Consider the following 13,910-nt stretch of genomic DNA (forward strand, 5'->3'; position numbering starts at 1 on the left):
CTGTCACGCCCGTGCAGAAGATAAAGGTCCTCCCGTTGGTCGGCACAATCTTTATTGCCGACCAACGGAAGGCCCACCCGAAGGGGTACATAAGTCACGAAGTGACCTCCTCACGAGCAGTGGGCCCGTCCGGCAGGACATATCTTCTTAATCCGCGCGTCCATTGATAGCGTCATCAAGCGAAATATTGTTCTTCTCAAGCAGATTGCCAAGGGCGCGATCGAGTGCGATACGAGCCTTCATCCAGTTACTGCGGGCGGCAATCTCGGTAGAGCGCGCCTGCGCCAGGTAGGCTTCATTTTGCACGACCAGCAAATTCGTCGACTGCCCGAATGCCAGCTTGTCCCGCTCGGCATCCAGCAACTGCTGTTGATAGCCGCGGCTGGCGACAGCGGCGTTATAGGCCGCCTGCGCGGTCTGCAAAGCAATCACAGCGTTTTCTATCTCCTCGCGAATCTGGTCCTCAAGACGCTCCGTGCGTGCGGCGCTCTGACGAAGTTGAATCGTATCGCGGGCAGCGTCCGCCTGGGCGATTCGGTTGCGCAGCGGAAGGGTCACCTGCACGCCTGCCTGATAGATCGTCGCGGTTCGAAGCCCACCAAGCGCCAGATTTTGTGGAATGGTGACCGCGCCGGTACCGGCCGCAGCGGGTGAACCAAGCGGCTCGTAGTTCTGCTCCGAGCTTCCGCGTGTCTGAACATTTGCATAGACATTCAACTGCGTCAGCGCGTTGTTTCGCGAGCCCTGCACGCTGATCTCGCCGGACTTCACCTGCAGATGTGCCTGAGCGAGATCGGGCCGATTGGCCAGACCGGCAGCTTCGAGCTGCTCTACATTCAGCTCCTCGGGATTTTCTGGAACGGTGATGCGATCCGTGGGAATGATCCCGCTAAAAGCGATATGAAATGCAGGCGCGCCCGGACGAATAATCTCGTTGCGCAGGATGACCTCCTGCTGACGATAGAGTCCCTGCGCCTGCACGAGATCGAACTCCGAGCTGGTGAGCAGAGCTTGTGCGCGTGTGAGTTCGATGGGAGCGAGCGTGCCTTGCTTCACCTGATCGTTGTCATCGTCGTAGAGCTTGCGTGCGGCGCGGAGTGCTTCCTGCTTAACCGCGATGTTCTCGCCGAGCGACACCAGGTCGTAGTAGAGGCGGGAGGTGCCGTAGATAGTGTCGATCAGTTGCTGGCGGAAGAGAAGATGAGAGACCTGACGATTCAGATTTGCGATGCGGAGATAGCGAAGATTCACGCCGCGTCCAAAACCTCGCAGCAGAGGCTGGGTGATCGTGACCGAAGTGCTGGGCGAACTGAAAGGATTATTCTGTGAGTTCGAAGAGTAGATCACCTGCGAATCGTTGTTTACCGTTCCTTCAATCTGCGTGCCCGTCGAAAAGCCCTCGATGTAGGCGATATTCGCGGTGATGTAGTGCAGGCTGTCCGGAGTACTGCCTGCGCTAGTCGATCCGTCGCCGCCTGTAGAGGAAAGTCCGGTACCGGTGGTATCGCCGATGGTGACGATGTCGGAGCGCCGAAAGTATCCTGCCTCGGCGATGAGCGTTGGGTCGAAGTAGGGAATGTTAGCGCCGGCGGAGTATGTCTGCGTCCCGGTCTGGGAGAGATTGTTCTGCGTCACCGTCGTGGAGTTCAGCGAGGTCAGGTCGTCGATAGTCGGCGCGATAGGATTCGTGCTGGTCTGCGAGCTATTCAGCAGCGGACTGCCGGGGCCGCCGATACCTTGCGGGGACTCCGTAATGTTGTAGTCGATGCCGCGCGTGCTGCCGCCACCAGAGGCGCGGACGATGTCAGTCTCTGCGAGTTGCAGGTTGTACCGCTCTACCTCAACCTCCAGATTATTTTCGATCACCAGCGCAAGCGCATCATGAAGTGAGAGATAGAGCTTACCGTCGCGCACCAGAGGCTGTAACCGCTCACCGCTGCCTGGAAAGAGCTCCGGTACATGAGGCCGTCGGTAGGGCCCGAGAAAGCCCAGGAAGTTCGGTCGCATGCCAGTGACCTGATCGCGCGCTGGCTCCGATTTGCTTCTCGCCGTGCTTTGAATCTCTGTTGAATCGACTGTGGGAGCAGGATCTTGTTGCGCATTGATCGCAGGTGGAACGGGCATATCCGGCAGCACGGTATCCACCTTTTCCGCAGCAGCTCTGGCTTGCGCGGCGGAGAGCGGACCTACCGCCGGAAGGTTCTGCTGTTCTTTTTGTTCCTGCGGCGTAGGTGGCGGCAGCGGCGCCGGTTGTGTCTGCTGTGTGCCAGGCTGCGGGGTGTTCAGTGCAGGTGAGGCCAGCTGTTGGGCAATCGCGCAGACGGAGGTTGTGCTTAGAAGGAGTGCAAGCGCTCCGCTATTTGTAACTGCCATGAGTCGCACGCCAAAGGGGCGCCTAATGCTGTCAGGCCTCCCATCGCTTCGATTGAAGAGTCTGCGGGTCGTCATTGCTTGCCACCATTCTTCTGATCGCCCCCACCTTTCTGCTGTTGAGCTGAACTCTTCTGCGCGTCTGCCTGTTTCTGATCTCCATACTGCGCCGGACCGCCGGGCTGCTGTCCACGCTGCTGCCCGCTGTGGGAGTTTGTGTTTGATCCAGCGGTCTGGACCTCGCGTGGCTGAACCTTGACACCCTCTCTGACGTCATCCGTCACGGTGGTGATAAGCATGTCGCCGGGCTTGAGTCCGTTGAGTACTTCAACCGAGGGACCGAAGTCGCGGCCTATATCGATCGGTTGCAGGTGAACGATGTCGTTCCTTACCAGGGCAACCTGATTCTTGTCGTTGCGAACGACGACTGCATCGCCGGGAATGGTGATTCCGGGATCTCCATGGAGGTCCATGAAGTTGACGACGACATACATTCCAGAGAGCAGCCGCCCGTCCTTGTTATCGACCTGCACTTCGGTCAGCAACGTTCGGCTGTTCAGATCGATCGAACCAGCGGTGCGTGTGATCAGTCCGTAGAAACTCTCTTTTGGAAACGACTGGAAGTGGAGGGACGCACGCATACCCGGATGGATCGCAGCTGAGTAGCCCTCCGGAACGCTTACAAGAATACGAAGCTTGTTGATCTGCGCGATGCTGAAGAGTGATCCTCCCTGTGCTCCACCTGTGGACGGAGTAGCAGCACTATTCACATTGCCCGTCGTTCCACTCGTGTTGGTGGAACCCGACTGAGTCGGGCTGCCGCTGCTGGCAGGAGAGCTGGAGGTATCGCCGCCGCCCGAGCCCTGTGCGGAGATAAGCGCGCCCACATCCACATTGCGCGCCGTAATGATTCCATCAAAGGGAGCGACTACGCGCTCGAACTGCTGGAGTGCGACGACGTGCCCCAGATTCGCCTCAAACGATTGCACATTGCGCTGTGCCGCAGCCACGTTGGAGAGCTGCGCGTTGAAGTCGGTCTCGCGCTGGTCGCCATCCTGCCGGGAGAAAACACCCTTGGCAACGAGAACCTTCCATCGCTCCCAGGTCACGCGTGCAAGATCGAGTTGAGACTGCTGTTGCGCCAGCTGCGACTGTGCCTGGCGGAGCGACGCACGCGCCTGATCGACCTGCTGATCGAGGTCGGGCGCATCGATGATTGCAAGCAACTGGCCTTGATGAACGCGGTCTCCAATATCGACGTAGCGCCTCTTCAGATATCCGTTCGCGCGTCCATAGACGTTGGCCTGAGTAAGAGGCGTCGTGGTTCCGGGCACGGTCAGGTCGTTTGCGGGAGGAGCGTTCTTGAGCGTGATGACTTGAACCGCAGGCACTGCGTTCTTTTGCGACTCGGCCTGCGCCTCTGTCTGTTTGTCGCGATGACGCCGAGGCAGATAGCCGAGCAGGAAGACAAGAAGAAACAGGATCACCGCTCCGATCACTGTCCAGATGACGATTCTGTGCATCTTGCGTTTATGGGCTTCCTCTTCTTCGTGCTTCTGCTCGTCACTCCGCGTCTCTTTGTGCAATGGAAGCTTTGCCGTGCTGTCGAGAGCATCGCCATGCCACTGGCTCAGAGTGACGGGCTCCTGTTCCTTACTGTGTTCGCCTTGCTGGTCTTTGGGATCACTCATAGTTGCAATCACTCATCACTTTCGATCGTTCCGAATTTAATCTATTTGTGTATCCGAGCAATGGGTTGGACTGCCTTTTACCATGCCATTTCGTTATGACTCATCGACGGTCTTTCCCTCGTACTCCATATCGATCTCCTTGTCGTAGTCCACAGGTGGCTTCGTGCGCAGCAGGGAGTACATGACGGGCACGATAAATAAAGTGCCAAAGGTCGCGAGCAAAAGGCCACCGATCACTGCGCGGCCCAGAGGTGCATTCTGTTCGCCTCCTTCGCCGATCGCAAGCGCCATGGGAAGCATTCCGATGATCATGGCAAGTGCCGTCATAATCACGGGACGCAGACGCGTGTAACCGGCATTCAGAGCGGCGTCGTGCTGATTCTTTCCGAGAATGCGTTCATCGTTTGCAAAGACAACCATCAGGATGGAGTTCGCCGTGGCGACGCCGATGGTCATGATCGTTCCCATCAGAGACGGCACGGAGAACGTGGTCTGCGTCGCAAAGAGCATCCAAAGAATTCCGCAGAAAGCGCCCGGAATGGCAAAGAGGATGATGAGTGGATCGAGCCACGATTGAAAGTTGACAGCCATCAGAAGATAGACGAGTCCGAGCGCAAAGATAATGCCGAGGCCGAGCCGCAGGAACGACTCCTGCATGGTGGTCACCTCACCACGCAGCGCAAGCGTTGTGCCAGTGGGAAGGTTTTTCTTTGCGGCGTCCATGATCTTTTGTATCTCGCTCGCCACACCACCCAGATCCCGCCGATCGACGTCCGCATAGACATCGTAGACAGGCTGAATGTTGTAGTGATCGATCACGATGGGGGTTGCATCGCGTTTGAACGTGGCGAGATTTCCCAGAAGCTGCGAGGCGTTCCCGTTAGGCGTTGTGATCGGCGTGCGAGCGAGCGCGGGCAGCGTGTCAACGCGATAGATTGGCGTCTGCACGACGACCTGATAGTTGACGCCATTCATGACATTCAACCACTCATTGGGCGCGGTCTGAGCCGTTCCGCTGAGAGAGATGAGCATGCTCTGCGCAACGTCCTGTTGGGTAAGTCCGATCTGCCTCGCCTTATTGCGATCAACATTCACCTGCATCGTCGGATAACTAACCTGCTGGTGAATGTGAACGTCGACCGCGCCCGGAATGGCCGCAATCTTCTTCTCCAGATCGATCGCGAGCTGGTAGTTCGTCGTGGCTCGTCCTGTGACCTGCAGGTCGATGGGAGCGGGCAGTCCAAAGTCTAGAATCTGGTTCGTGATGTTGGCGGGCGTAAAGAAGAACGAGCCATCGGGAAACTTACTTTGAAGAACGGAACGCAGCGTGCGCATGTACTCCTGCGTATCCCGCGGACCGGGATTGAGTGCGATCAGGATCTCGCCATCGGTGTTGGAGATGGTGGCGTTGTTGCCGAAGGCAAGATTGATCCCTCCGGCAGGAAGGCCGATGTTGTCGATGATCGTGTTGATACGGTTAGCAGGAATCTGTTTGCGGATCTCCGCTTCTACGGCTGCGAAGTACTGCTCCGAATCCTCGGCACGCATACCCTCCGGCGGGTTCACGTGCAGGCGCATCTGGCCCGAGTCGACGTACGGAAAAAAGTCGCGCCCGATGAAGAACAGAAGCGGCAGGGAGCAGATGACAAAGAGGCCAAAGATTGCCAGCGTAATTCCGCGATGAAACAGGCACCACTCCAGGATGTGCTTGTAGTGTTCCCGCATCTTTTCGAACTGGCGATCAAACTTGGAGTGAATTCGCCAGATGAAGTTACGCTTCTCCTCGGCGCGTGCGTACTCAGGGTCCTGGTAGAGCTTGAGCTCTGCCGGAAGAAGAAAGTGCATCATGGTCGGAACCAGGGTGCGCGAGAGAAAATACGACGCCAGCATGGCGAACGCTACTGCCATGGCCAGCGGAGTGAAGAGAAACTTGGCGGCGCCAGTGAGCAGCACCACCGGAATGAAGACGATGCAGATGGAGAGGGTAGAGACGAAGGCAGGTGCGGCCACCTGTTGGGCGCTGTCCAGGATCGCGTGAACGAGCGACTTCTTTTCATGCATGTTCCGATGCGTGTTTTCGATCTCCACCGTCGCGTCATCGACAAGAATGCCGACGGCGAGCGCAAGACCGCCAAGCGTCATCACGTTAATGGTCTCGCCGAGTGCAGTCAGGATAACCAGTGACGTCGCAATCGAAAGTGGAATCGAAGCGCAGACAATGAGCGTCGAGCGCCAGCTTCCGAGGAACAGCAGAATCATCAACCCGGTAAGCGCGGCAGCGATGGCAGCTTCGCGTGTCACCTCGGAGATGGATTCGCGAACGAAGATCGACTGATCGAACAGCGGAACGATCTTCAGCGATGTGGGCAGGCCGGCTTTCACAAGGGGAAGAGCGTTTTTGACGCCCTTGACGATGTCCAGGGTAGAAGTCTCGCCATTTTTCAGAATGGTGAGAAGCGCGGAACGTCTGCCGTCCTGGCGGACAATGTTCGTCTGCTCGGCGTAGCCGTTACGAACCTGCGCCACGTCCTTCATAAAGACGATGGAGCCATTAGCAGCCCGGATGGGCAGGTCGTTCAGCGCGGAGACCTCCAGTGGGCTGCTGTTGGTCTTGACCACAAACTCACGATCCCCAATGCGTGCCGTCCCAGCGGGGATGATCAGGTTCTGTTGATTGAGCGCGACCGAGATGTCCGACGCGGAGAGATGCCGTGCATACATTGCATTCGGATCAGTGTCGACCATGATCTGGCGAACCTTTCCGCCGTAGGGCAGCGGTACAGAGGCCCCCTTGACCGTAGCCAGACGCGGACGAATAAAGCTGATCCCGAGGTCATAGAGGTCTTCTTCGCTCAGTCCTTCGCCGGAGAGTCCGAGCTGCAGGATGGGAACGCTGGAGGCGTCGTACTTCACGATAGCCGGAGGAAAGGTGCCGGGAGGCAGAACACGCAGAACCGTCTGCACGATAGAGGTCACCTGGGAGATGGCAAGCTCTACCTTGACCGACGGCTGAAAGAAGACCTTGATAACAGATACGCCCTGGTACGACTCCGACTCCGTATGTTCAATGTCGTTGACGGTCGTGGTAAGAGCGCGCTCGCAGACCGTCACGACGCGGCCTTCCATCTCGTTCGGCGGCAGACCGGTGTAGGTCCAGACGATCGTCACAACCGGAATATTGATATACGGGAAGATGTCCTTCGGCGTTTCAATCGCAGAGCCAATCCCAAGGATAAAGATAAGAAGCGAAAGGACGACAAATGTGTATGGACGCCGGAGCGCCAGCTTCACTATCCACATGTAGACATGACTCCAGAGAGAGGAAGCGTTAGAAACTACTTCCTACACCATCTTTGACGCTCTGATGAGAATAATAGCCGTATCGATGCAACTTCGAGCTAGGACGAGACTTAGAGAAGCGCAAAAAGTAAAAACAGTCCGTTCGTTTTGTGAACCACACTAAAAACAGATCAGTAACAAATTGCTTTCATTTCCGCATCTTACAAGCCTGCCCTGTGGCGATCCTCAGAGCGCACTTACGCGAATCATCAGCGAGGCTAAGTAAGCAAACACTCGGGCGACATCAATCGGTTTATTAAAATTTACTGCGAAGCGCTCGTTGTCCGCACGACTTTGGACCCGTGACGAAGCGAAGTATCGATGACGCCGAGCAGGGTTGCGGTAGGGTCGGCAGCATAATCCCAGAACATGACGCCTGCCAGCTTGTGATCGAGGATGTAGCGGCACTTCAGGGCCAGCGACTCCGGATCCTCGTAGGATACAAAGACATGCGTGGTTGGGTTGTAGAGCCAGGGCACGGAGGCTACCGGGTCCCAGTATCGGTCGTAGCCATTGCCCAACATGCTGCTGGAGATATTGCCATATCGCGCAAAAGCATGCGGGACGGGTCCGCCGGATTGAAAGAGACCGTGGTTCGTATCCGCCACCTCACCCCACACATGGCCATAGAAAGGAACTCCGAGGACCAGCTTCGAAGCGGGCACACCGGCCTGTAGAAACTCGCGCACGGAGCGGTCGGCAGAGATCTTCTTCGGGTCGTCCGGGTTGGTGTAGAGCGGCGCATGATGGCCCGCGACCTTGTCATCGGTGGGCTCGTAGTAGTCGTAGGCCATCAGATTGACGTTATCGACATACTTTTGCACCTCGCGCATATCGGTGTGCGCAAGATACTCAGCAGAAGCCCCCGAGGCGATAGTCAGCAGCAGAGGCCGGTGCGTCCGCCCACTCTCACGGTCGAAGCTCTGGCGTAGCTCCTTCAGCAGCAGGACAAAGTTCTGGCCGTCTTCAGGCCGAAACCGGTTGCCGTTCCCAAGCATGCCGGGGTACTCCCAGTCGATATCGAGACCGTCTAGATGATTTCGCGTCAGATACTCAACGACGCTCTGCACAAAGATGCCGCGGCTCTCTGCGCTCACCACCATATCGGAGAAGTTCCCTGACCACGCCCAGCCGCCGACCGAGACAAGGACAGTCAGCGCCGGGTTCTGCCGCTTCAGCGCAAGCAGCGCAGCGAAGTTCTGCTCGTCCGAAGAGAAGCCGTTGACGATGCGCCCCGCCTGAAGATTCGCGAACGCGTAGTTGATGCGCGTGAGCCTGCTCGCGTCGATCGAGCCGGGCGGAATGACCTCGTTCTGTGGGAACACATAGGCGAGGACCACAGGCTTCACCGCCGCCTCCGACGCAAGGAGAGTGTGGCCGGAGGCAAGAATCACGAGAGAGATCAGTGCTGCTTTTATGCGAGAGTGCAGGGTTAGCTCCTACGAGTGAGTTCGTTCTGCTCCAAAGGTTTGCCCGCGTCGTTCCCGTCCAACAGCGGCCATGATGCATGCCAGAATAAATACGCTGGCCGCCGTCAGGGCCATCGCGGTTGCGTAACTGGTCTTCGCCGCGTAAGCCGCTTCGATATAGACCACGGTGCTGGCAATCACTCCGGCACTCTGGTAAGCAAAGCCGGGCAGCAGGCCTCGGACCGAGTCGGGAGAGAGCTCGGCCAGATGAGCCGGGATGACGCCCCACGCACCCTGCACCATGAACTGCATCAGGAACGCGCCCGTCACCAGCAGCGCCTGCGTCGGAGCATAGGCCCACAGCGGAATCAGCAGTATCCCGAGAACGAACGCGATGATGATCGTGCGACGGCGGCCCAGCCTATCGGAGAAGTGGCCGAAGAAGATGCCGCCGAGGATCGCTCCCACGCCGGAGATGGCCGTGATGGCGGCTCGGCGCGACGGACTGAAGTGCCACTCGCGCTGCAGAAAGGTCGGATACATATCCTGCGTCCCATGCGAGGCAAAGAGCATCATCGTCATGAACGCTAGCAGATACAGAAAGAGCTTCCAATGCGAGAAGATCTCACGTCCCTGCTCTCCCCAGTTCCTCGTGCGCGCCTTCTGCCAAACGGTCGACTCCTTCACGCGAAACCGAATGAAGAGCACAAGCAGAATTGCCGGCACACTGCCGAGAAAGAACAGCGGACGCCAACCGACACGGCCGTAGAGAAAGAAATACGAGACTGCGGCCAGCACATTCCCAGCGGCGTAGCCCTCCTGCAACAGGCCCGAGAGCATACCGCGCTTGCCCACCGGCGCACCCTCCATCGCCAGCGAGGTTCCAACTCCCCAGTTGCCGCCCATCACCACGCCGAACAGAGCACGCACGATAATCAGCGCGGTATAGCTGTGTGCGAGGCCGGTAAGAATCTCCGCGACGGCGAAGAAACCGATGTTGATCATCAGCGGAAGCCGTCGCCCGTAGCGATCTGCCATCAGGCCGAAGACGAAGCCTCCAACAGGGCGAAAGACCAGCGTCATCGTGATGACCAGCGCGATCTCCGCGTCTGACTTGTGGAACTCCCTCGCCATGGCGGTCAGGCAGAAGGTCACCAGAAAGAAGTCGAACGCGTCCAGCAGCCAACCGGAAAAACCTGCCGTCACCGCCGCCGCGTGATCGCTGATCAATCCCTTCTTCTGGGTCACACTGGCCTCGCGGCCTGCAGACGGCTCATCGTTGGACATCCTCACCCCTTGAGAGACTGGAACGGAAACTCGCTAAAGCATACGCAACAAGATCGACTTATCCTAGACACACGCTCAGACTCATCCCAGCGTTCCTAATTGCAATCCACGAATGCTTCAGACTCTGTAAGACTGCGGTCTCTGCCAGCCCTAAAAACATCCTGCAAAAAACATGCAACGGCTTTGTCATCCTCGGAGTCAAAGAGGCAGACAAAACTCTTTATACGAAAATGATGCACACTTACCTTTGCCTTTGGTCCGCAAGTCACGCTATGAGAGATCTTTGCAGGAAAGATTTGCGCAATCTTTTCATACGGAAGTGCCATCCTGCGGTAGCATCTGTTTAGGCACATTTTTTGCATCATGCAATCCATCGCAAGCGGATTCGAGGTTAGACTGCCTTGTCTTTTTCCTCACAACCTGCCATGACACCTGCTCTCCTACAGCGCCGGTCCAGATTCGCCACCCCCGCCCGAGCCTTGTTTTGCGGCATGTCCCTCTTTGTCGGAACCGCGTTTGCCAAGTCGCCGGCCCTGTCGCCGACCAACATGTTCGATGCTGCCGCAACCCCGGCCCATTCCATCGTTGGCCTCTCGACGCTCGTACTCTCCGTCACGCTGGGCATCTTCCTTGTAGTCGGTGGCCTTCTGCTCTATGCGCTTATCCGCTACCGGCATCGTCCGGAAGACTCCACGCGCGAGCCTGCCCAGATCTACGGCAGCAATCAGATCGAGCTATCCTGGACGGTCATTCCCATCCTCATCGTGGTCATGCTCTTTCTCTCGACCACGCGCATCATCCTCGGCACCGAGGCCATTCCGAAGCCTGCCAGCGCACTCGACGTAACGGTAATCGGCCATCAGTTCTGGTGGGAGTATCGCTACCCGAAGCTTGGTATCGTCACCGCGAATGAGCTTCACATCCCCATCAGCGATCCCTCCAAGCCGACCCCCACCTACCTCGAGATGTCCTCCGCCGATGTAGCGCACAGCTTCTGGGTTCCACGGCTCGCGGGCAAGATGGACGTCATTCCAAACCGCCTCAACACCATGTGGGTCGATCCACCGCAGCCCGGCCTCTACCTCGGCCAGTGCGCCCAGTACTGCGGAACCCAGCACGCCAAGATGCTCCTGCGCGTCTACGCCGACACTCCCGAACAGTTTGCCGCATGGGCCGCCCAACAGAAGCAGTCGGCCCAGCAGAACCTCACCAACCCCGTAGCAGCAGAGGGCCGAGAGGTCTTCCTCCACAGCGCCTGCATCAACTGCCACACCGTCGCCGGAACCATCGCCAACGGCCGCTTCGGCCCCGACCTTACCCATCTTGCCAGCCGCGATACCATCGGCGCAGGACCGATCAAAAACACGCCAGAGAACCTCCGCAGCTGGATCGACGATCCCAACATCATGAAACCCGGCGCGCTCATGCCGTCCATGCACCTCAATCAGCACGACCTGGACGTCATCACCGCATACCTCACAACGCTTCAGTAATCCTCTACCCGAAGGCAGTGCCGCATGGCGAACGCAAATCCCGTATGGGAAGCAATCGACGAGACCCCGACGACCCGGCCACGACGCTTGGTTCTCGAGGTGGTGCACGACTGGGTCACCACGGTCGATCACAAGAAGATCGGTCTGATGTACATCGCCTACGCCCTCATCTTCCTCGTCATCGCGGGCATAGAGGCCATGCTGATCCGCATTCAGCTCGCGGTTCCGAATAACCACTTCGTCTCGCCCCAGGTCTTCAACCGGCTCTTCACCATGCACGGCACCACCATGGTGTTCTTTGTCGGCATGCCCATCCTCTTCGGCTTCGGCAACTACCTCGTCCCGCTGATGATCGGCGCGCGCGACATGGCGTTTCCGCGCTTGAACGCCTTCAGCTTCTGGATATCCGCCTTCGGTGGCATTCTTCTCTACTTCAGCTACATCGGCGGAAGCGGCCTGTACGGCGCCGGCTCTGCCCCGGACATCGGCTGGTTCGCCTACGCTCCTCTTACGGCCAAGGTCTTCTCGCCGGGCCACAGCACCGACTACTGGACCCTCGCCGTCTTCCTCAGCGGCATCGGCTCCGTCGGCACCGCGCTCAACATCGTCACCACCACACTCTGCCTGCGCTGCAAGGGTATGAAGCTCTCGCGCATGCCACTCCTCGTCTGGCTCTATCTCGTCCAGGGTGGCCTGGTCTTTGTTGCAGTCGGTCCGCTCACAGCAGCGCAGATCATGCTTCTCCTGGACCGCTACCTCGGGTCTCACTTCTTTGACACTCAGGCAGGCGGCTCAGCCGTGCTCTGGATGCACTTCTTCTGGATCTTCGGCCACCCCGAGGTCTACGTCCTTGTGCTCCCGGCCTTCGCCTTCGTCAACGAGATCGTTCCCGTCTTCTCCCGCAAGGCCATCTTCGGATATCCCGCCATGGTCGCGGCCTCGGTCGGCATCGGCTTCATCAGTCTCAGCGTCTGGGCCCACCACATGTTCACCGTCGGCCTCGGCGCAGCGGGCAATACCTTCTTCGTCTTCGCTACCATGGTCATCTCGGTGCCCACCGGCATCAAGATCTTCAACTGGCTCGCGACCATCTGGGGCGGCAAGATCATCTTCGCTGTTCCGATGATGTTCTGCGTCGCCTTCCTCTTCCAGTTCCTCATCGCTGGACTCACCGGCATCATGCTCTCCGCGGCCCCATTCGACTGGCAGCTCAGCGCCTCTTACTTTGTCATCGCGCACTTCCACTACGTCCTCGTAGGCGCCATCCTCACCGCACTCTTCGGAGCCTTCTACTACTGGTATCCCAAGGTTACCGGCCGCATGATGAACGAGACCCTGGGCAAGTGGCACTTCTGGCTCTTCATCATCGGCTTCCATCTCACCTTCGACTTCATGCACATCCCCGGCCTGCTCGGCATGCCCCGCCGCATCTACACCTACGAGGCCGGCCGTGGCTGGGACAACCTGAACCTCATCGTGAGTATCGGCGGCTTCGTCCAGGCCATCGGCATCCTCATCTTTGTCTACAATCTCATCCGCTCTCGCACCCAGGGCGACATCGCCGGCCACGACCCCTGGGATGCGTGGACGCTCGAGTGGGCCGTTCCCTCTCCGCCGCCCTCGTACAACTTCGCGGTCGAACCGACCGTCAACAGCCGCCGTCCCCTCTGGGACCTCAAACATCCGGAAGATCCGGACTCGGATTACGAATGAGCCAGACCACCAGCACGATTCCGATCACCGCGTCCGGAGAGCCAGTCTGGGAGCTGCCCAGCCGCGGCGTCGTCGGCATGGCCTGCCTCATCATCGCCGAGGCAGCGATCTTCATCATCTTCGTCGTCGCCTACATCTTCTACATGGGCAAGAGCCTCAGCGGCCCAACCCCGCAGCAGGTGCTCGAGCTTCCCATCTTCGGCACCATTTGCCTGCTCTCCAGCAGCTTCACTGTTCACTACGCCGTCAGCGCGCTCCGCAAAGATAATCTTCGCGGCTGCATCCTCGGCCTCGGTTCCACAGTTCTCCTCGGCGCCATCTTCCTCGCCACCACCGCGCAGGAGTGGTACCACCTCATCCACGACCACGGTCTCACCATCACCACTAACCTCTTCGGCACCACGTACTACTCGCTCGTCGGTTTGCACGCCACGCACGTCGTCGTCGGTCTCATCATGCTCACCCTCGCCTTCGGTCTCGCCCTGCGCGGCAACGTCCACGAAGCTCATTCGGAGAAGCTCGAAGTCCTCTCCCTCTACTGGCACTTCGTCGACGCCGTCTGGGTCGTCGTCTTTCTAGTCGTCTACGTCATCGGCAGATAAATCAGG

At 58.4% G+C, this 13,910-nt stretch carries 8 protein-coding genes; 3 read left to right on the plus strand and 5 right to left on the minus strand.

Annotation, left to right across the window (positions count from 1 at the left end):
- Positions 1–147: 147 nt before the first annotated feature.
- The 5 genes from GSQ82_RS14865 to GSQ82_RS14885 all read right to left on the minus strand — a co-directional run bounded on the left by GSQ82_RS14865 (position 148) and on the right by GSQ82_RS14885 (position 10,096).
- Entirely contained in the window at positions 148–2,373 is a 2,226-nt protein-coding gene (locus GSQ82_RS14865) for a TolC family protein (RefSeq protein ID WP_158793007.1), read from the minus strand.
- Positions 2,374–2,444: 71 nt separating this feature from the next.
- A complete protein-coding gene (locus GSQ82_RS14870) occupies positions 2,445–4,061 on the minus strand; it encodes an efflux RND transporter periplasmic adaptor subunit (RefSeq protein WP_158793008.1) in 1,617 nt (538 codons plus the stop codon).
- Between the two features lie 93 nt (positions 4,062–4,154).
- Entirely contained in the window at positions 4,155–7,361 is a 3,207-nt protein-coding gene (locus GSQ82_RS14875) for an efflux RND transporter permease subunit (RefSeq protein WP_158793009.1), read from the minus strand.
- A gap of 302 nt (positions 7,362–7,663) precedes the next feature.
- On the minus strand, positions 7,664–8,794 hold the full coding sequence (locus GSQ82_RS14880; protein ID WP_254061662.1) for a glycoside hydrolase family 18 protein: 1,131 nt from the start codon (positions 8,792–8,794) through the stop codon (positions 7,664–7,666).
- Positions 8,795–8,839: 45 nt separating this feature from the next.
- Positions 8,840–10,096 (minus strand): MFS transporter, encoded by a 1,257-nt coding sequence (locus GSQ82_RS14885; RefSeq protein ID WP_158793010.1) that lies wholly within the window; start codon positions 10,094–10,096, stop codon positions 8,840–8,842.
- A 491-nt stretch (positions 10,097–10,587) separates the two neighbouring features.
- On the opposite strand from GSQ82_RS14885, the gene coxB reads away from it, so the two are divergent.
- From coxB to GSQ82_RS14900, 3 genes are read left to right on the plus strand one after another with little or no spacing between them, the layout of a single operon-like run.
- Complete coding sequence (gene coxB / locus GSQ82_RS14890; protein ID WP_158793011.1) at positions 10,588–11,589, plus strand: cytochrome c oxidase subunit II; 1,002 nt, start codon at positions 10,588–10,590, stop codon at positions 11,587–11,589.
- A gap of 24 nt (positions 11,590–11,613) precedes the next feature.
- On the plus strand, positions 11,614–13,302 hold the full coding sequence (gene ctaD / locus GSQ82_RS14895) for a cytochrome c oxidase subunit I (protein WP_158793012.1): 1,689 nt from the start codon (positions 11,614–11,616) through the stop codon (positions 13,300–13,302).
- Positions 13,299–13,904, plus strand: coding sequence for a heme-copper oxidase subunit III (locus GSQ82_RS14900; protein ID WP_158793013.1), 606 nt, complete (start codon positions 13,299–13,301; stop codon positions 13,902–13,904). The genes ctaD and GSQ82_RS14900 overlap by 4 nt, the downstream gene beginning before the upstream one ends.
- Positions 13,905–13,910 lie beyond the last annotated feature (6 nt).

It is taken from the genome of Granulicella sp. L60 (assembly GCF_009765825.1).
Lineage (GTDB): Bacteria > Acidobacteriota > Terriglobia > Terriglobales > Acidobacteriaceae > Edaphobacter.

What these genes read in the sequence shown, in the direction of transcription:
- GSQ82_RS14865 (WP_158793007.1), bottom strand. Translation starts at nt 2,373, where the DNA reads ATGGCAGTTACAAATAGCGGAGCGCTTGCACTCCTTCTAAGCACAACC.
- GSQ82_RS14870 (WP_158793008.1), bottom strand. Translation starts at nt 4,061, where the DNA reads ATGAGTGATCCCAAAGACCAGCAAGGCGAACACAGTAAGGAACAGGAG.
- GSQ82_RS14875 (WP_158793009.1), bottom strand. Translation starts at nt 7,361, where the DNA reads ATGTGGATAGTGAAGCTGGCGCTCCGGCGTCCATACACATTTGTCGTC.
- GSQ82_RS14885 (WP_158793010.1), bottom strand. Translation starts at nt 10,096, where the DNA reads ATGTCCAACGATGAGCCGTCTGCAGGCCGCGAGGCCAGTGTGACCCAG.
- coxB (WP_158793011.1), top strand. Translation starts at nt 10,588, where the DNA reads ATGTCCCTCTTTGTCGGAACCGCGTTTGCCAAGTCGCCGGCCCTGTCG.
- ctaD (WP_158793012.1), top strand. Translation starts at nt 11,614, where the DNA reads ATGGCGAACGCAAATCCCGTATGGGAAGCAATCGACGAGACCCCGACG.
- GSQ82_RS14900 (WP_158793013.1), top strand. Translation starts at nt 13,299, where the DNA reads ATGAGCCAGACCACCAGCACGATTCCGATCACCGCGTCCGGAGAGCCA.